At 36.6% G+C, this 20,319-nt stretch carries 17 protein-coding genes and 3 tRNA genes; 7 read left to right on the top strand and 13 right to left on the bottom strand.

Annotated features, from left to right (window positions below):
* The 4 genes from pgsA to HMPREF1150_RS07380 are packed head-to-tail and all read right to left on the bottom strand — an operon-like array spanning position 1 to position 3,986.
* Entirely contained in the window at positions 1-540 is a 540-nt protein-coding gene (gene pgsA, locus HMPREF1150_RS07365) for a CDP-diacylglycerol--glycerol-3-phosphate 3-phosphatidyltransferase (RefSeq protein ID WP_009659548.1), read from the bottom strand.
* Positions 541-555: 15 nt separating this feature from the next.
* Positions 556-1,410 carry a cytoskeleton protein RodZ gene (gene rodZ / locus HMPREF1150_RS07370; RefSeq protein ID WP_083842638.1) on the bottom strand — a complete coding sequence of 285 codons (855 nt, stop codon included), beginning with the start codon at positions 1,408-1,410 and terminating at the stop codon, positions 556-558.
* A gap of 33 nt (positions 1,411-1,443) precedes the next feature.
* On the bottom strand, positions 1,444-2,739 hold the full coding sequence (locus tag HMPREF1150_RS07375; RefSeq protein WP_009659565.1) for a pitrilysin family protein: 1,296 nt from the start codon (positions 2,737-2,739) through the stop codon (positions 1,444-1,446).
* On the bottom strand, positions 2,739-3,986 hold the full coding sequence (locus HMPREF1150_RS07380; RefSeq protein ID WP_009659540.1) for a pitrilysin family protein: 1,248 nt from the start codon (positions 3,984-3,986) through the stop codon (positions 2,739-2,741). Before HMPREF1150_RS07380 ends, HMPREF1150_RS07375 begins: the two co-directional genes overlap by 1 nt.
* 187 nt (positions 3,987-4,173) lie before the next feature.
* Here HMPREF1150_RS07380 and yaaA point away from each other — a divergent pair, with 187 nt between their 5' ends.
* Both yaaA and recF read left to right on the top strand, forming a co-directional pair.
* The gene (gene yaaA, locus HMPREF1150_RS07385) at positions 4,174-4,572 is read left to right on the top strand and encodes a S4 domain-containing protein YaaA (RefSeq protein ID WP_009659525.1); all 399 of its coding nucleotides are present in this window, start codon (positions 4,174-4,176) and stop codon (positions 4,570-4,572) included.
* 2 nt (positions 4,573-4,574) lie between these two features.
* A complete protein-coding gene (gene recF, locus HMPREF1150_RS07390; protein ID WP_009659538.1) occupies positions 4,575-5,669 on the top strand; it encodes a DNA replication/repair protein RecF in 1,095 nt (364 codons plus the stop codon).
* A gap of 180 nt (positions 5,670-5,849) precedes the next feature.
* Here recF and guaB read toward each other — a convergent pair whose 3' ends face one another.
* Both guaB and trpS read right to left on the bottom strand, forming a co-directional pair.
* Positions 5,850-7,331 carry an IMP dehydrogenase gene (gene guaB, locus HMPREF1150_RS07395; RefSeq protein ID WP_002910933.1) on the bottom strand — a complete coding sequence of 494 codons (1,482 nt, stop codon included), beginning with the start codon at positions 7,329-7,331 and terminating at the stop codon, positions 5,850-5,852.
* Positions 7,332-7,535: 204 nt separating this feature from the next.
* Positions 7,536-8,561 (bottom strand): tryptophan--tRNA ligase, encoded by a 1,026-nt coding sequence (trpS, locus tag HMPREF1150_RS07400; protein ID WP_002910932.1) that lies wholly within the window; start codon positions 8,559-8,561, stop codon positions 7,536-7,538.
* Positions 8,562-8,851: 290 nt separating this feature from the next.
* Here trpS and HMPREF1150_RS07405 point away from each other — a divergent pair, with 290 nt between their 5' ends.
* On the top strand, positions 8,852-10,474 hold the full coding sequence (locus HMPREF1150_RS07405) for an ATP-binding cassette domain-containing protein (protein ID WP_002899531.1): 1,623 nt from the start codon (positions 8,852-8,854) through the stop codon (positions 10,472-10,474).
* Positions 10,475-10,549: 75 nt separating this feature from the next.
* Positions 10,550-13,135, top strand: coding sequence for a YfhO family protein (locus tag HMPREF1150_RS07410; RefSeq protein ID WP_009659532.1), 2,586 nt, complete (start codon positions 10,550-10,552; stop codon positions 13,133-13,135).
* Positions 13,136-13,248: 113 nt separating this feature from the next.
* Here the strand turns inward: HMPREF1150_RS07410 and HMPREF1150_RS07415 are convergent.
* The 7 genes from HMPREF1150_RS07415 to rlmH all read right to left on the bottom strand — a co-directional run bounded on the left by HMPREF1150_RS07415 (position 13,249) and on the right by rlmH (position 16,460).
* A tRNA-Asn gene (locus HMPREF1150_RS07415) sits at positions 13,249-13,322 on the bottom strand.
* 5 nt (positions 13,323-13,327) lie between these two features.
* A tRNA-Glu gene (locus tag HMPREF1150_RS07420) sits at positions 13,328-13,399 on the bottom strand.
* Positions 13,400-13,444: 45 nt separating this feature from the next.
* Complete coding sequence (gene comE, locus HMPREF1150_RS07425) at positions 13,445-14,209, bottom strand: competence system response regulator transcription factor ComE (RefSeq protein WP_009659539.1); 765 nt, start codon at positions 14,207-14,209, stop codon at positions 13,445-13,447.
* 5 nt (positions 14,210-14,214) lie between these two features.
* Positions 14,215-15,549 (bottom strand): competence system sensor histidine kinase ComD, encoded by a 1,335-nt coding sequence (gene comD / locus HMPREF1150_RS07430; protein ID WP_009659535.1) that lies wholly within the window; start codon positions 15,547-15,549, stop codon positions 14,215-14,217.
* A 27-nt stretch (positions 15,550-15,576) separates the two neighbouring features.
* Positions 15,577-15,684, bottom strand: coding sequence for a hypothetical protein (locus HMPREF1150_RS0111165; RefSeq protein ID WP_032905413.1), 108 nt, complete (start codon positions 15,682-15,684; stop codon positions 15,577-15,579).
* A 180-nt stretch (positions 15,685-15,864) separates the two neighbouring features.
* Positions 15,865-15,938: transfer RNA gene (locus HMPREF1150_RS07435), tRNA-Arg, on the bottom strand.
* A gap of 42 nt (positions 15,939-15,980) precedes the next feature.
* The gene (gene rlmH / locus HMPREF1150_RS07440; protein WP_009659559.1) at positions 15,981-16,460 is read right to left on the bottom strand and encodes a 23S rRNA (pseudouridine(1915)-N(3))-methyltransferase RlmH; all 480 of its coding nucleotides are present in this window, start codon (positions 16,458-16,460) and stop codon (positions 15,981-15,983) included.
* A gap of 203 nt (positions 16,461-16,663) precedes the next feature.
* Here rlmH and HMPREF1150_RS07445 point away from each other — a divergent pair, with 203 nt between their 5' ends.
* From HMPREF1150_RS07445 to dnaA, 3 genes are all read left to right on the top strand, one after another.
* Positions 16,664-17,836: a S1C family serine protease gene (locus HMPREF1150_RS07445; protein WP_009659560.1), complete on the top strand. Its 1,173-nt coding sequence runs from the start codon at positions 16,664-16,666 to the stop codon at positions 17,834-17,836.
* A gap of 63 nt (positions 17,837-17,899) precedes the next feature.
* Positions 17,900-18,661, top strand: a complete 762-nt coding sequence (locus HMPREF1150_RS07450; RefSeq protein WP_009659547.1) for a ParB/RepB/Spo0J family partition protein — start codon at positions 17,900-17,902, stop codon at positions 18,659-18,661.
* A 213-nt stretch (positions 18,662-18,874) separates the two neighbouring features.
* Entirely contained in the window at positions 18,875-20,227 is a 1,353-nt protein-coding gene (gene dnaA, locus HMPREF1150_RS07455; RefSeq protein WP_009659520.1) for a chromosomal replication initiator protein DnaA, read from the top strand.
* Positions 20,228-20,319 lie beyond the last annotated feature (92 nt).

The raw sequence follows: 20,319 nt of genomic DNA, 5'->3' as shown, positions 1-20,319 counted from the left end.
TTATTTAAAGGTATTTTTAAAGAGATAGGCACTTCCCTTGAAGTAGTCATATCCAGAATAAATCGTAAAGATTAAAGCGATATACAGAAGGATTTGTCCTAACAGAGTCCAATGAATCAGTAGAAAAATAATAGCAAACATCTGCGTGAAGGTCTTGATTTTACCTGGCATAGCAGCCGCTAAGACCGTACCGCCTGTTTCCACTAAAAGCAAGCGCAGACCTGTTACTGCCAATTCCCGGCAAATAATAATAGCTACAACCCAGGCAGGAGCCATTTTCATCTCAATCAACATGATAAAAGCAGACATCACTAAAAGCTTATCAGCCATGGGATCAGCAAATTTACCAAAGTTTGTTACCACTTCCCACTTTCGAGCCAAATAACCATCTAGATAATCAGTTATACTGGCAAAAGCAAAGATAAAAGTTGCTAAAATATGCATGGTGTAAGAATGACCTAATGTTAAAATCACAACAAATACAGGGATTAAAGCAATCCTGACAAGAGTTAAGGCATTTGGAATATTTTCTTTTTTCATGGGATTCCCTTCGTTTTATCCTTTCGTAATGTTCAAACTAATGGTTCCACTATCACTAGTCAAAGCCGAAGTATCCAGTTTTTGTCCCTCTATCGTCACAGTTGCTCCTTTAACAGGTGCTAACGTAATAAGATACTTATTTCCTGGCTCAAGAGAAACCGTCTGGCTTGGTTTTTCAGGAGATAAGGTGATGCCTTCGGCTAGTTCTGAATCGCTTATGCTTACCAAATTGGTCGTTTGCTCCACAGAAACGGTCACTTTGACAGGCTGACTTGCTCCGCTGTACTCAGCAGTCAAATTATCTCCGTTTCCACTAACTGTCAATTTGCCAGCTGAGAAAGAAACTGACTTAGAATCAGCCGAAGAAAAGGAAGCCATCTGACTGTTAGTGCTTGTAGAGGAAACCAGACTATAATTGCTGTTAGATGCTTTAAAATTTACCGAATTAGTATGAGCATAGCTCCAGATATAGTATGCCACGAAAGCAGCAATAGCTGAAGCCAATAAGAGAAAATAGAACAAGGGCAGAAAAGAGCTTTTATTTTTATTTTTTCTGCTCCTGAATTCCTCATCTGCTGCTAGTGCCACTTCATCAAAGACAATCATCTCACCAGCTTCGTAAGCCTCCAGAATAATGGATTCATCCAAATCTACAGCCCAAGCATATTTCCGCAAGAAGCTGCGGGCATAGAAAGGACTAGGAAGCAAATCATAATCATTTCGTTCCAGAACTTCCAGCAAATCCTGCTGAATATCTGTCTTTTTTGACAATTCCTCTAAGCTCAGCCCTTGATTGGTCCGGGCAAGCTTTAACACTTCTCCTATCGTTTTTTTTCTCATACGTACTTTTCCCTTTTTTCTATTCTTCACTATTTTAACAAAATTTTAAAAACGATTCTGGAATTATTTTGGAAAAATAGTAAAATCTGTCATATCACACTGATCGATAAAACGATGACCTAGTTTTATCACATCATTCAGACTGATGTCCTGTAAAATTTTCGGCAAATCAAACAGATTCTCACCCATCAACTGAGGTTCATATTGGGTTGCAATATACTCAAGTGAGTTTAAACCATGCAGAAAATCACCAAACATCTCACTTTTAATCGTATCCAAATGCTCTTCTGTCACATCCGGATCCTTGTCAAAATTCTTGATGGCTGAGCGAAATTGATGAGAAAGTCCCACCGGTTCCTGAGTGTCCATCGTCAACATGACAAAGTGAAAATCTTTTTCTACTTCCACTTCCAGCGTTAAAGAATTATCCATTTTCCCACTTTCATAGAGGGACTGAAAACGCTTGGAAGTCCAGCCAAACATCATGGCAAATAGGAGTTTCAAAGTGATTTTATAGCGATACAACTCCGATTCATCAACAAAGTCTGTACCCCGAATCCCAACTGCCAGTTTTGGACTAGCCACCTCCATTCGGTAGGTATCCGTTGATACCACTGGGTGAAGGCTAACAGGAATTTTTTCAATAGATTCCGAACTCCCAGCAAAAACTAGTTTTTCCTGCTGTTCTTCAATCTCAGCAGCTATCTGTTCCAAATCAAAATTACCAATTACAAACAAAGTCATATTAGAAGGATGATAAAAGTTACTGAAATTTTCCTTCAAATTTTCGACGGTAATCTCAGAGATGGACTCTTTCGTTCCTGCAATGTCTTCTGACAGAGGTGTTTGAGGATAGAGATTGGCCAAGGCTCCAAAAAAGAGACGATAATCTGGATTATCCTGATACATTTCAATTTCTTGGCTAATAATATCCTGTTCTCGCAAAATGGATTCTTTTGTGAAATCAGCCCGATGAACCAGTTCTTGCAAAAGCTGTAGATTTTCTGAAATATTATCCGTTGCAGAAAATAGATAGCTAGTCCGAGTAAAGCTTGTGAAGGCATTACTCTCAGCCCCTAGCTTAGTAAATTCCAGCAGCAAATCCTTTCCTTGCGGGCCTTCAAAAAGCTTATGTTCCAAAAAATGAGCTATTCCAGCCGGATATTGAGTGACCTGCTTGGTTTCACGTGAAACAATCCCTGTATCCACTGAACCAAAATTAGTTGAGATAATCCCATAAGTTTCATTAAAATCATTTTTAGGCAGAAGAAAAACACGCAAACCGTTTGCTAATACTGTCTGATAGACAGTTTCTCCTACTGCTGAATAATTGATTTTTTCTAGCACTTCTCCCTGCATTATTTTCCTTCCATAAAGTAAATAGCTTGTAATTTTAAGAGACCAGCTGCTTTGATAATATCATCCTTACGAACCTGTTCCAAAGCTTCCAGCCAAGCTTCAAGAGATAAGAATTTTTTCCCTAAAACAGAAGCCATATAAGCTCTCTCTAAGATTGTATTCTGTCGATCCTGAGCTAACAATACTGAATTTCTCAGCATTTTCTTGGTTTGATTCAGTTCTTCCAGACTAAAATTCCCACGCTTCAAATCAACAATCTGTCGGTTGATTAAAGCAACTGTTCTGGTCCGATTGCTACGATCAATACCAGCGTAAATCCGCATCATTCCTGAAAAAATATCAAAATTGCTAGAAATTGTATATGCCAGCCCTTCCTTTTCACGAAGATTGACAAATAATTTCGAATGGGCAAAGCCACCTAGCAAAGCATTTAAAACGACCAAAGGCAGGTGCTCACCCTCTCCGTACTGAATAGGGAAGTGATAAGCCAACTCAATAATTGACTGATGGACATCTTTCTGCTCCAGTCCTTCTCGCAAAACATTGGAATATTCTTGCTGATAAACTAACTGAAGTTCTTGCTGGCGAGGCGCAAAATTGAAAGATTGAATTTTCTCCCGAACAGCCACTTCATTAAAGTCCCCAATAAAGAAAAAGTCAATCTGATTTTCCTGAAGCATCTGCTGAAAAGCAGCAAAACTGCTTGCAGCTGTCTCTTTCTGGATTAATTCAATCGTCCCAACACGAGGCATCTGCATTTCCTCTTCTTCATAAAAGAGTTTGTCTAATTCTCGATGAGCATGATAAAAATGATTCTCAATTTCTGCTTCCAAATCATTCAAGATATTTTTCTTCTCAATTTCAAAAGCAGATTCATCAAAAGCGTCCTGACTTACCAATGGAGAAAACAAGCTGGCTTTCAAAAAATCAAGCATGGCATCTGTCAGGACATTCTTGCGACTCAAAAATTTATCCCGCACAAAAGAAAGATTGATATCTAAATAATGGACCAATCCTCTCCTTGAAAGACTCGTAGAATAATCAGCTCCATACAAATTGGCCAAACGTTCTCTGAAGGCCTGCGAAGTAGGATAAACAGCATTGACAGTCTCTAGCATGCTGGCTGTTAAAACCCGACCAGCTACTGTTTCTTTGGACATAGGCGCTGAAAAACGAACCCTAATTTTGTTTGTTTTAAATTTCTCTGATTGAATAAAATGGAGACGAACTCCTTTAGTGATTTCCATGACGCCCCTCATACTGAATAATATAGACTACTATTATATCATGAAATGCCTTTGATTTGTTTGTTCTACCAAGCTTTTTGCTGATTAAAACGTTTTCTGATAATGGGAGAAAAATTACGCTTTTATTCAAAGCACCTCAGCACTTTTTACTAACAAATATGGTATAATGACAGGGTTGAGGTGAAATATGGAATATAAATTATTTGATGAATACATCACGCTACAAGCCCTTTTGAAAGAAACAGGAATTATCCAAAGTGGCGGAGCAATTAAGACATTTCTAAGTGAGTATCCAGTCCTTTTTAACGGTGAGCCAGAAAACCGCCGGGGGAAAAAACTCCGTGTCAATGATAGGATTTCCCTTCCTGAGCAAGGAATTGAAATTAATCTGACAGCTCCTAGTCAAGAAGAAATTCTGCAACACCAGAAAGAAATGGCAGAAAAAAAACGAGTTGCTGAACTTGTCAAAGCCATGAATAAGGATTTAAAAAAATCTCAGACTTCTAAAAAAGAAAAGCGTAAGAATACAGGGCTACCTAAAAAGCAGAAAACTACTAAAAGCCCTGTTCGTTTCCCTGGTATCTAATCATGTGGCTGCAATCATTAAAAATCAAGCATTTCCGAAATTATCAGGAAGCTGATATTGACTTCCATCCTGGCTTAAATGTCTTTCTAGGCCAGAACGCACAGGGTAAAACCAATATTTTAGAAGCTGTTTATTTCCTAGCCTTGACCAGAAGCCACCGCACGCGCTCAGATAAGGATCTGATTCATTTTATAGAAAATGAACTCCTTGTCTCTGGCATATTAGAAAAAAAGACTGGTAAAGTTCCCCTTGACATTAACTTGACACCAAAAGGTCGCATCACAAAAGTCAACCACTTGAAACAAAGTAAATTATCAGACTACATTGGAACTATGAATGTTGTTCTTTTTGCTCCTGAAGATTTACAGTTGATTAAAGGTTCCCCCAGTCTACGCCGTAAATTTATAGACATTGAGCTTGGACAAATTAAGCCTGTCTATCTATCAGATTTATCCAATTATAACCATGTCCTCAAACAACGCAATGCCTATCTGAAAGCTAATGACAAAGTTGATGAAACCTTCTTGACTGTCCTTGATGATCAGCTGGTTGAATATGGCTGTCGTGTCATAAGGCATCGGTTGGATTTTTTGCAAAAATTAGAAAGCTTTGCTCAAGACAAGCACTGGGACATCTCTCAAAATTTGGAAGAATTGACTGTCAAGTATCTGTCATCTATTCCTTTACACCAAATTGACAGTTTAGAAGAAACTTACTGCTCTTCCTTATTAAGTAACCGTAAACGTGACCTATTCAAAAAAAATACAGGTGTTGGTCCCCATCGTGATGATATTGCTTTTTTTATCAACCAGATGGATGCCAACTTTGGTAGTCAAGGTCAGCATCGCAGTCTTGTTTTATCACTGAAACTAGCCGAAATCAAGTTAATAGAAAGCATTACGAAGGAAACACCTATTTTATTGCTTGACGATGTAATGAGCGAACTTGACAATAACCGTCAACTAAAATTATTAGAAACTATCTCTCAAGATATTCAAACTTTCATCACTACAACAACTTTAGAACATTTAAAAAATCTTCCACAAGATATTAAAATTTTCACCATTCAGCAAGGACAAATTATATCTCAATCCTAGCATTACATGAGATTTACGATTTTGTAAATTTAATTTACAAAATATTGCTTATAGTGTAAACGAATTATATCGAATTGTTGTTAGAACAGCTTTTATAGCCTTTTGAATTGTAAAAATGTGTCAATTTAAATCGTAAATTTAAAAAGAGGTTAGGAAAAATTCCCGACCTCGTTTTATTTTTTATTGAACTGAATAGTTAGGGGCTTCATTTGTAATTTGCACATCATGAGGGTGGCTTTCCTTCAATCCAGCACCACTCATCTCAATAAACTGAGCATTATCGTGAAGTTCTTGCAGATTTGCAGCACCAACATAACCCATACCAGATCGGATACCACCCAGCATCTGGAAGACAATATCTGCAGCAGCTCCCTTGTATGCCACACGACCTTCAATTCCTTCTGGAACTAGCTTATTAGCTTCATTGACAGAACCTTGGAAGTAACGGTCACTAGAACCCTTCTTCATAGCGGCGATAGATCCCATTCCACGGTAAGTCTTAAATTTCCGACCTTGGAAGATTTCTGTCTCGCCTGGCGCTTCGTCTGTACCAGCAAACATTGAACCCAGCATAACAGCATTTCCACCCGCAGCCAAGGCCTTAACAATATCTCCAGAATACTTAATTCCACCATCAGCAATGATGGTTTTTCCATATTCACGCGCCACAGCAGCTGCATCATAAATAGCAGTTACTTGGGGAACGCCAACACCAGCAATGACACGGGTTGTACAGATAGAGCCTGGGCCAATTCCGACCTTAACAACATCCACACCTGCTTCATAAAGAGCGCGTGCACCTTCAGCAGTTGCAATATTTCCAGCAATCAAGGTGCGATCAGGGAAATGAGCACGAATCTCTGCAATCTTACGCAAAACTCCAGCTGAGTGGCCATGTGCAGTATCAATAACAATCGCATCTGCACCCGCTTCAAAGAGAGCTTCCGCACGTTCGAAAGTATCTGAAGTAACACCGACAGCACCAGCTACCAAGAGACGACCAAACTCATCTTTGGCGGCATTTGGAAACTCAATAACCTTTTCAATATCTTTAATGGTAATCAAACCTGAAAGACAGCCCTTATCATCAACCAAAGGCAACTTTTCGATCCGGTGCTCCTGCAAAATGCGCTCTGCAGTTCCTAAATCTGTACCAACAGGAGCTGTGACAAGATTCTCACTGGTCATATGACGAGAAATAGGCTGGTCATAGTCAGAAATAAAACGCAAATCACGATTAGTCAGAATCCCTACTAACTTACGATTTTCAAGAGTTTCTACAACAGGAACACCACTGATACGGTAGCGTCCCATCAACTCATCTGCTTCAGCAATCGTATGCTCTGGCGTTAGGAAAAAAGGATCAATAATAACGCCATTCTCAGAACGTTTAACCTTGCGAACTTCATCAGCCTGTTGCTCAATAGACATATTTTTGTGGATAACTCCAAGGCCGCCGGCACGGGCAATAGCAATAGCCATCTGACTCTCTGTAACGGTGTCCATAGCGGCAGTAATGATTGGGATATTTAAAGTCAGATTCTCAGCAAGCTTGGTACTCAAATCAGCATCATTGGGCAGTACATGGCTTTCAGCTGGAATCAGTAGCACATCATCAAAGGTAAAACCTTTTTTCAAAAATTTAGTGTCCCAGTTAGACATCCACAGTTTCCTCTTTTCCTTTTTATTAAACTAATACCCAAAGAAAATCGAAGTTCAGTTTTCTTTGAATAAGAGCTGGTTTTTTTGTTGTTAATATCATACCATTCTATAGGAAATTGTCAATCATTATTACACAAAAAATAAAAACCATCATTTTTGAAACTAAAAACGATAGTTTTTGTGATTTATAATCAATAATGTTCGTTATTTAAAATAATTAATCCCCATCGCAGACTTGACTTCTGAAAGAGTCTGAGCAGCAGTCTGACGAGCCTTATCGCATCCTTCTTGCAGCATACGATAAACCTCACCCATATCTTTAGCAAACTCCACACGACGCTCACGAATCGGACCTAACTCTCGCTCTAGAATTTCTAATAGATAGCGTTTGGTTTTGACATCTCCCAGACCACCTCTTTGATAATGCTCTTTCATTGCAGCAATATCAGCAGCATCTTCTGGGCGGCCAAAAACATCCAGGTAATGAAAGACCATGTTTCCCTCGACTTTTCCAGGATCTTCCACTCTGATATGATTCGGATCCGTATACATGCTCATAACTTTCTTTTGCAGAATATCCATATCATCTGCCAAATAAATGCCGTTATTGAGAGACTTGGACATCTTAGCATTGCCATCCAAACCAGGTAAACGTCCAGCTGCTTCGTTTTCAGGATAAATCCCTTCCGGTTCTACTAAAACATCTGTCTGATAAGCGTGGTTAAAGGAACGAACAATTTCCCGAGTCTGCTCAATCATAGGCTTTTGATCATGTCCTACTGGTACAAAATTAGCCTTGAAAGCAGTAATATCAGCTGCCTGAGAAATCGGATAAACTAAAAAACCAGTCGGCAAACTTTCACCAAATCCTTTTTGAGCAATCTCAGTCTTGACAGTAGGATTACGCTCAAGACGAGCCAATGACACCAAATTCATGTAATACATTGACAATTCTGCCAACTCAGGAATCTGACTTTGAATAAAAATAGTCACCTTTTCAGGATCCAATCCAGCCGCTAGATAATCTAAAGCTACATTACCAATAGACTCAACAATTGTTTGAGGATCCTTTGCATGATCAGTCAAAGCTTGCTGATCTGCCAAAAATACGAACATCTCATATTTACCTTGATCCTGCAAAAGCACGCGATTCCGTAAACTTCCTACATAATGACCAATATGCAATTTTCCTGTCGGACGATCTCCTGTTAAAATAATTGGTTTAGTCATTTATTACTCCTCAATTTATAATGAGTTCATTATATCATTTTCAATGAAAATGAGAAAGAAGTTTCTAGAAAAAAGCAAAAAATCCAGTTTTTACAACTTTATTTACATCCCTTTACAACATTTGTAAACTTAATTGACAAACTATTCTGGCTGTAAAACCTAAAAGTCTTAGTTCATTCTATTCTCCTTTTTTCTTTTGGCTTCGTTTTTTACTTTTTATCTCAGAATTATTTGAAAAAAGTTCTATTTTCTAGTAAAATGAAGAAGATTATATATATAGGAGAAAGACATTGCTTACAGTATCAGATGTATCACTACGTTTCAGTGACCGAAAATTGTTTGATGAGGTCAACATCAAATTTACAGAAGGAAATACTTATGGATTGATTGGAGCTAACGGCGCTGGAAAATCAACCTTTTTAAAAATTTTAGCTGGCGATATCGAGCCAACAACAGGCCACATTTCTCTAGGACCAAATGAACGTCTTTCAGTCCTCCGCCAGAACCACTTTGACTATGAAGAAGAACGGGCTATTGATGTTGTAATTATGGGAAATGAGCATCTCTACAACATCATGAAAGAAAAAGATGCTATTTATATGAAGCCTGATTTTTCTGATGAAGACGGTGTACGTGCGGCCGAGCTTGAGGGAGAGTTTGCTGAACTAGGTGGCTGGGAAGCTGAAAGTGAAGCCTCACAATTATTGCAAAATCTCAATATTCCGGAAGATCTTCACTACCAAAATATGAGCGAGCTCTCTAACGGAGACAAGGTTAAAGTACTCTTAGCCAAAGCCCTTTTTGGTAAACCTGATGTCTTACTTCTGGACGAGCCAACTAACGGTTTGGATATTCAGTCTATTACTTGGCTGGAAGACTTTCTTATCGATTTTGACAATACAGTTATTGTTGTATCCCACGACCGCCACTTTTTGAATAAAGTCTGCACTCATATGGCCGACCTTGACTTTGGAAAAATCAAGCTCTATGTCGGAAACTATGATTTCTGGAAAGAATCAAGTGAACTAGCGGCTAAGCTGCTCGCTGACCGAAATGCCAAAGCAGAAGAAAAAATCAAGCAACTTCAAGAATTTGTTGCTCGTTTTTCTGCCAATGCTTCAAAATCAAAACAAGCAACTTCTCGTAAAAAGATGCTTGACAAGATTGAGTTAGAAGAAATTGTTCCATCTAGCCGTAAATACCCATTTATCAGCTTCAAAGCAGAACGTGAGATCGGTAATGATCTCTTGACAGTGGAAAACCTTTCTGTCAAGATAGACGGAGAAACTATTCTTGATAATATTAACTTCATTTTACGTCCTGGCGATAAAACAGCTTTGATTGGTCAAAATGACATCCAAACAACAGCTTTAATTCGTGCTTTAATGGGTGATATTGAGTATGAAGGAACTGTCAAGTGGGGTGTCACAACCAGTCAATCTTACCTACCAAAAGATAATTCTCGTGACTTCGCTAGTGGTGAATCAATCCTTGACTGGCTGCGTCAATTTGCTAGCAAAGAAGAGGATGACAACACCTTCCTCCGAGGTTTCCTTGGACGCATGCTTTTTTCTGGAGATGAGGTTAACAAGTCTGTCAATGTCTTGTCAGGAGGAGAAAAAGTTCGGGTTATGCTATCTAAGCTGATGTTGCTTAAATCCAACGTTTTAGTCTTGGACGATCCAACCAATCACTTAGATTTGGAATCAATCTCCAGCTTAAATGATGGCTTGAAAAACTTCAAAGGATCCATTATTTTTGCCAGTCACGACCATGAATTTATTCAAACCTTGGCCAACCATATCATTGTCCTGTCTAAAAATGGTGTGATTGACCGCATTGACGAAACCTATGATGAATTCTTGGAAAATCAAGAAGTTCAGGCAAAAGTCAAAGAACTTTGGAAAGATTAATCTCTTGTCAATTTACGTTTACAAAGCTTTACAGAGGCATGAAACAACGTTTCTGCCTCTTTCTATATAAGAAATATGAATCACATTAAAGAATATTTTAAAAAAAATTGGCCTTATTTTTGTGCCTTCTTTCTTCCTTTTTTCATCATGTTCTTTGTCTACTTGATGTACGGAATTTACTGGAATAGCGAAACGTCTCCCTTGCTTGGTGACGGCTTTCATCAATATGTCATTTTTGATATAAACCTAAGAAATATCCTTCATGGCACAGATAGTATTTTCTATACTTTCTCCAGTGGACTTGGACAGAATTTCTATGCTTTATCCAGTTATTATTTAGGTAGCTTCTTATCTCCCTTGGTTTATTTCTTTGATTTGAAATCAATGCCAGATGCCGTCTATCTATTTACCTTAATCAAGTTTGGATTAATTGGACTCTCTACCTTTATCAGCATCAAAGGAATATTCAAAAAGATTCCAGCTTTACTCATCATCACTCTTTCAACTTCATTTTCTTTAATGAGTTTTTCAGTCAGTCAATTGGAAATTAAAACCTGGCTGGATGTATTTATCCTTGCACCTTTGATTGTGCTAGGTTTACATAGATTGATAGCTGGAAAAGGAAGAGTACTATACTTTACAACACTGTCAATTCTCTTCATCCAAAATTATTATTTTGGATATATGATGGCAATCTTTTTGGTCTTTTGGTACCTTCTTCAATTATCTTGGGATTTCAAAAATAGAATTAAAAGTTTACTTGACTTTACAATCGTATCTGCTTTAGCAGGTCTGACTAGCCTAATCATGATTCTGCCAACTTACCTAGACATAAGTACTCATGGTGAAACCTTGACAAAAGTTTCTTCTTTGCTGACAGAAAAAAGTTGGTTCTTAGATGTGTTTGCTAAAAATTTTATTGGCAGTTTTGATACAACCAAGTATGGTTCTATCCCTATGATTTATGTCGGCACCTTCCCATTGATTCTGGCTATCTTATTTTTCACCTTAAAATCTGTTAAGTTTCACGTGAAACTTTGCTACTTTTTACTCATTGCAGTTTTCATAGCTAGTTTTTATCTTCAATATTTAGACTTACTTTGGCAGGGAATGCATGCTCCGAACATGTTTCTTCACCGTTATTCTTGGTTATTTTCTCTGGTAGTTATCTATATGGCTGCTGAGACTTTAAATCGTTGGAAAGATGTGAAAGTAATGAATGTTGCCATTAGTTTCACTTTGCTCAGCCTCGGATTCATTATGACGTTTATTCAGAGAAAACATTATGACTTTTTGGGTCCTGAGAATTATATTCTAACATTAGAATTTCTGCTGGCTTATCTCTTGATTAGCTTTGTCTTAGCAAAATCTTCGATTCAACCAAAAATCATTCTCCCTGTCTTGCTTTTCTTTGTTACTTTTGAATTGTCGCTTAATTCCTATTATCAAGTTGGAGGAATTGCTAAAGAATGGGTATTTGCCACTCGTTCATCTTATGCTAGCCACCTTGACGAGATTGACAAGCTTGTCAATTATTCCAAAAAGGAAAATATTGACTTCTTTAGAACTGAAAGATTGAATCCACAAACGGGAAATGACAGTATGAAATTCAACTACAATGGAATTTCCCAGTTCTCATCTGTCAGAAATACTCAGGCAAGTTCCACTTTAGATAAACTTGGTTTTAAATCAGCAGGAACAAATCTGAATCTCCGTTATCAAAACAACAGTATTTTAATGGACAGTATTTTTGGTGTTCGCTACAATCTATCTGAAACAGATCCTCAAAAATTTGGTTTTCTTCCTGAAAAAACTGAAAAAGAAATGTCTCTCTACCAAAATGATGCTGCACTTGGTTTAGCTTTTCTGACCAATGATATTTACCATGATGTAAAGTTTACAAATTTGACCCTAGATAATCAAACAGAATTTTTGAATCAATTGACTGGCTTTGATTTTAAATATTATGATAAAGTAGATGCTATAACTACTAATGAAAATGTCAAGCAAATTGGTAACAGAGTGACTGTGGATGTTGACAGAGAACAGAATACAAGCTTTGCTAGCGTAGTCTATACTGTCAATGTACCTGCTAATAGTCAACTGTATGTCAATGTCGCTGGGATTGATTTTAGTAATGATGATCAGACAGATATTGACATTACTGTCAATAACTTTACAGAACGTTATACAACTAATAACGTATTTCCTTTCTTTAATGCTGGCTATTTCAGTCAAAGTCAAACAGTATCTATTCGCTTTACATTCCCAGACAATTCGAAAGTTTCATTTGATACGCCAGAATTTTTTGCCGTTAATACTGAGCAATATCAAAATGTCATTCAAAAATTAAAAGAGCAGCCCGTTTCCACAACTACTGATTTAAACACAGTAAAAACAAATTATAGAGCGGAAAAGGATACTTCATTATTCTTTACCATTCCTTATGATAAGGGATGGTCAGCCACTCTTAACGGGAAGCCTGTCACACTAAAACGAGCTCAAAACGGCTTTATGAAATTGGATGTGAAAAAAGGAGAAGGAAATGTTGTTCTCACTTTCATTCCTAATGGACTGAAAGAAGGTGGCATTGCCTTCATATCTGGCATAATCTTATTTGTTTGCTATAATTTTCTACGTAGGAAGCAACAGAGAATGTAAATATATCAAAAAAAACAGCTACTTACCAATATAAAAAATAAGGCTCTTCATTAAAATGCTAGTGAAAGTCTTTTTTTGAACAATAAAAAAACACTCACTAGGAGTGTCTCTAGCTCCGGCAGTAGGACTCGAACCTACGACATCATGATTAACAGTCATGCGCTACTACCAACTGAGCTATGCCGGATAATATAGTCCGTACGGGATTCGAACCCGTGTTACCGCCGTGAAAAGGCGGTGTCTTAACCCCTTGACCAACGGACCATATGGTATGCTCTCTTTCAGAACATATTCCATTATATCAGGTTTTTAAGCTTTGTCAACTCTTTTCCCTTTATTTTCGAAAATATCTTTCAGATATTTCACTCTTAAACGAGTGACCGGACAGCGATGATTTTCGTAAAAAATAATTTCTCGATTTTTCTTGTCATAATCAACAATGTTGCCAATATTAACCAGATAAGATTTATGTGGTGAAAAAAATCGTTTAGATTGCTGATCTTTTTCTTGAATATCTGTTATCGTTCCATAAAACTCCTTGAGAAAATTTTTACCGACAATCCGAAGTTTATGAGAGCTCCCTGTCGTTTCAATATACAAAATATCGTTATAAGGCATTCGAACATCATTGCCACGATAACTATATTCAAAATAATCTACCATATTGGTATTTTCAATTAGTGTACTCTTAGTGTAAAGAATACTGTCTTTGATTCTATTTTTAAAAGCATCATTGTTGATATCTTTATCAATAAAATCAAGTGCTGATACTTTATATTTAAAAGTCATAGTAGCAAATTCAGATTTTGAGGTTACAAAAACTATAATGGCATAAGGATTATGATGACGAATAAATTGAGCTACTTCCAGCCCTTTTGTTTCCTCCCCCTTAATGTCAATATCCAAAAAATAAAGCTGGTTAACGTCTCCATTTTCAATATATTTTTTGAATTCTTTGATTTTTCCTGTAACCTGAACCTGGATGTCAATTGCAAGTTCCTCAGCAATTTCTGCTAATGTCGTTTCCATCCTGACTTGATGAGATACGGTATCCTCTAAAACTAACACTTTCATAAATTCTATCTCCTAATTGTTAAAATCTGTGTAAAATTTCTTGGCTCAATTTGTGTATCAAGAGTGATAAATTCATACCTATCTAAAATTTCCTTGATGTTATTCAATCCATAGCCTCTATTTTCTCCTTTAGTTGAAAATTCCGGCTGATAGAGTTCTTCCAAATCCAATTTTCCTTCTTTACGAGAATTTTGAACAACAAAAATAGTTCTATCACCCAGTTGAACCAGAGAAACATGGACAATTTTTTCTAGGCTGTCAATGGCACTCTCAATAGCATTATTTAATAAAATACTAGCAATTCTGACCAGATCTAACAACTTGATTGGAAGGCGTTCCACTTTATCCTTAACTTCAAAAGTCAGCTGGATCTGATGTTCACGCGCTTGAAAGATTGTCTCAGTCATGACACTCCTTAAAGCTGAATCTCCTACATTATTCAAATCAAAAACTGTATATTTATCTGAACGCAGGTTCAAATTTGCATCAGCCAAGACCTCTTGATAAATATGCTCAATTTCCTTGATATCTCCAGTTTGAATAGCCACTTGCATACTTGTCAGCATGCTAGCATAATCATGACGAAATCCTTTTATTTCATAGTATAATCTCACAATTTCATCAGTATATTCTTGAAGTCGAAGCTGTTCAGATTCTTTTTGACGCAAACTCTCTTCTTTCTCGTATTTCTCACGGCTGTCCTTGAATGTCACCAAGGTAGAAAGAAAGGCCAAGAAACAAATAGTAGCAATCATACTGCTAAAACTGTTGAAATGCTTTATATTACTAATCCAGTGAGAGAGATTTAAAATCAGCCAATTCATTGCATATAAACTACTAATCATCAGAATCTGAGATTTAAAGAAACTTCTTTTAAGATAATCTATTCTGAAATCAAAAATATCAATAACCTTTACCATAAAGAACAAGGATATTAAGTTGATACATGTCAGAAACAAGCCCATGTACTGAGCTACAAAATCATCTCCTAAAACAGATGAAATAATAACTGAAAAGAAAGTAGTAGAGCTATCAATTGACAAACATAAAAAGAAGGAAAGTAAGAAAGATTGGTATCTTTTAATCTTTTCAACTCTACAAAAATACCAAACTATAAATAGAGGGAGAAAAAATGACAGTGCATATGATGGAAATGAGATTTCAAATGAAAACACATGCCCTAAAAAAGCAATTATAAACGGAATTATAATCTCAAGACCAAAGCAAACAGCTACAAAAAAGTGAGTATGCTTAATTTTAGTGATTTTTGATAAAATCACTAAAAATGCAGCTACATTAATAAAAGGATGAACAATTAATCCTATTATTTCAAGTGACATAAATTTCTCCCCTAAACTTTAAAATTCTTATCTTCCAAAAATCCAATCCCATGGATTTGGAACACCTCTTATATCCCAAAAGGTTTGAACAAGTGTATTGCTATTTGCAGCAATTTGAAAAGAATAGATTTTCATAACTATCTCCTATCTTTTTATCTTGTAAGTCACCTTACATTTATCATTATAGAAAAATAGAAAGAGTTAGTGACAATTTTCCCTGAAATGTCATTTTTTATCCCCAAAATGACATTATACCAAAAAAATAGAAGAAAAAAACACGAAATATTGTAAAATATTTCGCATTTTTTACATTTCTGATCTCAGCAGGATTCGAACCTGCGACCGTTCGCTTAGAAGGCGAATGCTCTATCCAGCTGAGCTATGAGACCAATACCATCTCATTCTATCAGAAAATAGGGTTGCCGTCAAGATTACTTATGATAAGGACTCCCCTGCTGAATCATAAAAGCTCGATAGATCTGCTCTATTAAAACAAGGCGCATCAGTTGATGAGGTAGCGTTAATTTGCCAAAACTCATCAGAAGATTTGCCCGCTTTTTTACTGCAGGAGATAAACCTAAACTTCCTCCGATAACAAAAGTGATATCAGAAAAGCCACGCACTGTAGTATCCATCATGAGCTGACTAAACTTTTCTGACGGAAATTGCTTTCCTTCAATTGCCAAAGCAATAACAAATTCACGCTCATTGATTTTAGCCAGAATTTTATTTCCTTCTTTTTCAAGAATCTGCTGATTTTCTAAATTACTAGCTTTATCAGGTGTTTTTTCATCCGCTAGCTCTATCATTTCCACCTTGCAGAATCGATTGAGACGCTTCATGTATTCAGCAATTCCATCCTTTAAATATTTTTCTTTCAGTTTTCCAACTGTTACAAGTTTTATTTTCATAAGTTTATTCTATCATATTCATCTATACTTCACACTTTATTAACAAGTAAAATTTATCTGGGAATCAGCTAATCTGTGTATTTTCTAATGCCTATAAACAGTTTTTCTAAGTTTTCCACAAGATGTGGAAAACTTAGAGGATTTAAGTTATAATTAAGTTTGTCTAAATATAATTTCATCAATTGTAATTCAAGGAGGAAAACATGAAAAACTCTTCAAATGCCATCAAAAAGGCTTTATTGCTTTTTGCAGTATTAATTGTAGGTTTTATCGGCGGAAGTTTAGGAAATTATGTTACTACATTATTAACTTCACGTGTAAAAATGAATGGAAATTCAACAACTAGTGTAACTACTTCATATAAAAACTCTACAGACATTTCAGAAGCTGTGAAAAAGGTTCAAAATGCCGTTGTTTCAGTAATTACTTATGCTGAATCTTCCAGCAGCGTTATCAATGATGAATCTTCCAACGATGAATCACAAATCTCCAGTGAAGGTTCTGGCGTAATTTATAAAAAAGATGGAAAATCAGCCTATCTGGTAACCAACACCCACGTTCTGAACGGATCAACCAATGTAGATATCTTGCTAGCTGATGGAAACAAGGTTCCAGGTGAAGTAGTTGGATCAGATGTTTACTCAGACATCTCTGTCGTTAAAATTAGCTCTGAAAAAGTAACTGATGTCGCTGAATTTGGAGATTCTGGTTCTCTGACAGTTGGTGAAACAGCTATCGCTATCGGAAGTCCTCTTGGAACAGAATACGCTAACTCTGTAACACAAGGAATTATTTCTAGTTTAGGCAGAAACGTTACGTTACAATCTGAAAATGGTGAAAATATTTCAACAACTGCACTACAAACAGATGCTGCAATTAATCCTGGTAACTCTGGCGGCCCATTGATTAACATCCAAGGACAAGTTATTGGAATTACTTCAAGTAAAATTTCAACAAATGGCCAAACCTCTGTTGAAGGGATGGGATTTGCGATTCCATCTAATGATGTCGTAAATATTATCAATCAACTTGAAAAAAATGGAACAGTCACACGTCCTGCTTTAGGAATTCAAATGATGGATTTATCTAATCTGACAACTTCTGATTTTTCTAAATTAAATCTTCCTGCTTCAGTGAAATCGGGTATTCTTGTTCGCTCTGTTCAGCAAGGGATGCCTGCTGATGGCAAGCTTCAAAAAAATGATATCATTACAAAAGTAGATAATACAGATGTGGAATCCACTAGTGACCTTCAGTCTGCTCTCTACAAGCACAGCATTGGAGATGAGGTAGAGATTACTTATTATCGAGATGGTAAATCTCAAACAGTCAAAATCAAACTCACTAAATCAACAAAAGAGCTAAGCTCAAATTAACTTATTTACAAGATTGTCAACACACCTTTACACAATCGTAAAGGTGTGTTATTCTATATACAAATGGAAAACTTTCAATATATTGCACTTAAAGACATTCGAACCAATCCTTATCAGCCTCGTAAACAATTTTCACAAAAAAAGATTGAAGAATTAGCAGCATCAATCAAAGAAAATGGTCTCATTCAGCCAATCATTCTTCGGAAATCTTCACTTTTTGGTTATGAAATTTTAGCAGGAGAACGGAGATTTAGAGCTGCCTCTTTTCTCGGCCTAGAAACGATTCCAGCTGTCGTCAAAGAATTATCTGATGATGAAATGCTGAAGCAGGCCATTATCGAAAATCTTCAAAGAGAAGACTTGAATCCTATAGAAGAAGCTGAGTCTTATCAAAGTTTGATTGACAAAGGCTTGACACATGATGAAATTGCTAAAATCATGGGAAAATCTAGACCCTATATCAGCAATATTGTCAGACTTTTACAGCTGTCTAAAGAAGTTCGCCAAGCTATCAAGGAAGAAGAGATTTCTCAAGGACATGCTCGCCTACTGGTTCCCTTGAAAGAAGAGGAACAGTTACTATGGCTGGAAAAGATCTGTCGAGAAGATTTATCGGTTCGAGCAGTTGAAAAGCTTCTCCAGAAAAAAAAGAGCATCAAAAAGAAATCTAATAAAGAACTGTTTGCTAAATCTGAAGAGGAAAAAATTAAAAAAATTCTCGGTCTGGAAGTTTCTATTCAGTTAAAAAGCCAGAGTAAAGGAAAGCTGATTATTCCTTTTGAAAGCGAAGAAGAATATCAAAGAATTATAAACAGTTTTAAATAAAACTGTTATTTTCTTTTTTTAAAATAACAAAATTATCCACTGTTAAATCAATTAGGAAGCCTATTAAAATAAGAAATTTTAGCTTTATTCACATTCTGTGGATAACTTCAGCTAACAATGTGAATTCTTTTCCAGTTCTTGTGGAAAACTTTGAACCTTTATGATAAAATAAGATGCGTATGAATCAGAAAATTATAGAAAAGGAGGGAAGTTATGACCAAAGAACAGGACTTTTGGAATCGTATTTTAGAATTGGCTCATGCTCAGCTAAAACAGACAACTTATGATTTCTTTGTTGCTGAAGCCAAGCTTGTCAAAGTTGAAGAAAAGCAAGCTGTTATTTTCCTGGATAGTCCGGTGAAACAACTATTTTGGGAGCAAAACTTAGTAGGAGTTATTCTTACTGCAGGATTTGAAATTTTCAATGATCAGATTGCTGGAAAATATATTTTTGAAGAAGAAACTAACACTGAAACTCCGAAATCTGCAGTAACCAGTCCTCAAATCAGCACTGTTCAGCCAAGCTTGCCACCTATTGATACTGGCTTAAAGTCAAAATATACCTTTGATAATTTTGTTCAGGGAGACGGAAATATCTGGGCTAAAGCCGCTGCCTTGGCGGTATCTGAGAATCTAGCCACAACCTATAATCCTCTTTTTATCTATGGAGGCCCTGGCTTGGGCAAAACTCATTTATTAAATGCTATTGGCAATCAAATTTTAGAAAATATTCCAGATGCGCGTGTCAAGTATATACCAGCTGAAACCTTTATTAACGACTTCCTCGAACATTTAAGATTGGGAGAGATGGATAGCTTTAAAAAAATCTATCGTAGTCTAGATCTTCTGCTGATTGATGACATTCAATCTTTGGGAGGAAAAAAAGTTTCAACTCAGGAAGAATTTTTCAACACTTTCAATGCTCTTCACGGAGAAAATAAACAGATTGTTTTAACCAGCGACCGCAGTCCTGATCATCTGGACAATTTGGAAGAACGCTTGGTGACACGTTTTAAATGGGGATTAACTCAGAATATTACACCGCCAGATTTTGAAACACGAATTGCAATTCTAAGAAACAAAATTGAAGACTTAGATTATATTTTCCCGAATGATACCTTAGAATATCTTGCAGGACAGTTCGACTCCAATGTCCGCGACTTAGAAGGTGCTTTGAATGACATCAGTCTCATTGCTAGAGTTCGTCATCTGAAGGAAATCACTATTGATATCGCCGCGGAAGCTATTCGAGCACGCAAGCAGGATTCAAGCCAGGTAACAGTTATCCCGATTGATAAGATTCAGTCTGAGGTTGGGAAATTCTATGGTGTTAGTGTCAAAGAGATGAAAGGCAGCCGTCGAGTACAAAATATCGTTTTAGCTAGACAGGTAGCTATGTATCTGACTCGTGAGCTAACTGACAACAGTCTGCCTAAAATTGGCCGTGAATTTGGCGGGAAAGATCATACGACTGTTATCCATGCACATGGAAAAATCAAAACCATGATTGAATCAGACGACAATTTGCGTTTAGAAATTGAAAGCATCAAGAATAAAATTAAATAGCGTGTGGAAAACTACAGAATTTTTTCAAAACTTATCCACACTTTGTGAACAAGTCTCAAAACTTGTTAGAATAAGAACGAAGCTATTTTTCC

The sequence above is a fragment of the Streptococcus sp. AS14 genome (assembly GCF_000286495.1).
In the GTDB taxonomy this organism is placed as follows: domain Bacteria; phylum Bacillota; class Bacilli; order Lactobacillales; family Streptococcaceae; genus Streptococcus; species Streptococcus sanguinis_P.
The sequence above is the reverse complement of the archived record's forward strand: the minus strand, read 5'-3'. Positions and strand labels throughout refer to the sequence as shown.

Coding starts and splice junctions, on each gene's coding strand:
- pgsA (WP_009659548.1), bottom strand. CDS start 540: ATGAAAAAAGAAAATATTCCAAATGCCTTAACTCTTGTCAGGATTGCT.
- HMPREF1150_RS07375 (WP_009659565.1), bottom strand. CDS start 2,739: ATGCAGGGAGAAGTGCTAGAAAAAATCAATTATTCAGCAGTAGGAGAA.
- HMPREF1150_RS07380 (WP_009659540.1), bottom strand. CDS start 3,986: ATGGAAATCACTAAAGGAGTTCGTCTCCATTTTATTCAATCAGAGAAA.
- yaaA (WP_009659525.1), top strand. CDS start 4,174: ATGGAATATAAATTATTTGATGAATACATCACGCTACAAGCCCTTTTG.
- recF (WP_009659538.1), top strand. CDS start 4,575: ATGTGGCTGCAATCATTAAAAATCAAGCATTTCCGAAATTATCAGGAA.
- guaB (WP_002910933.1), bottom strand. CDS start 7,331: ATGTCTAACTGGGACACTAAATTTTTGAAAAAAGGTTTTACCTTTGAT.
- trpS (WP_002910932.1), bottom strand. CDS start 8,561: ATGACTAAACCAATTATTTTAACAGGAGATCGTCCGACAGGAAAATTG.
- HMPREF1150_RS07410 (WP_009659532.1), top strand. CDS start 10,550: ATGAATCACATTAAAGAATATTTTAAAAAAAATTGGCCTTATTTTTGT.
- comE (WP_009659539.1), bottom strand. CDS start 14,209: ATGAAAGTGTTAGTTTTAGAGGATACCGTATCTCATCAAGTCAGGATG.
- comD (WP_009659535.1), bottom strand. CDS start 15,549: ATGTCACTTGAAATAATAGGATTAATTGTTCATCCTTTTATTAATGTA.
- HMPREF1150_RS0111165 (WP_032905413.1), bottom strand. CDS start 15,684: ATGAAAATCTATTCTTTTCAAATTGCTGCAAATAGCAATACACTTGTT.
- rlmH (WP_009659559.1), bottom strand. CDS start 16,460: ATGAAAATAAAACTTGTAACAGTTGGAAAACTGAAAGAAAAATATTTA.
- HMPREF1150_RS07445 (WP_009659560.1), top strand. CDS start 16,664: ATGAAAAACTCTTCAAATGCCATCAAAAAGGCTTTATTGCTTTTTGCA.
- HMPREF1150_RS07450 (WP_009659547.1), top strand. CDS start 17,900: ATGGAAAACTTTCAATATATTGCACTTAAAGACATTCGAACCAATCCT.
- dnaA (WP_009659520.1), top strand. CDS start 18,875: ATGACCAAAGAACAGGACTTTTGGAATCGTATTTTAGAATTGGCTCAT.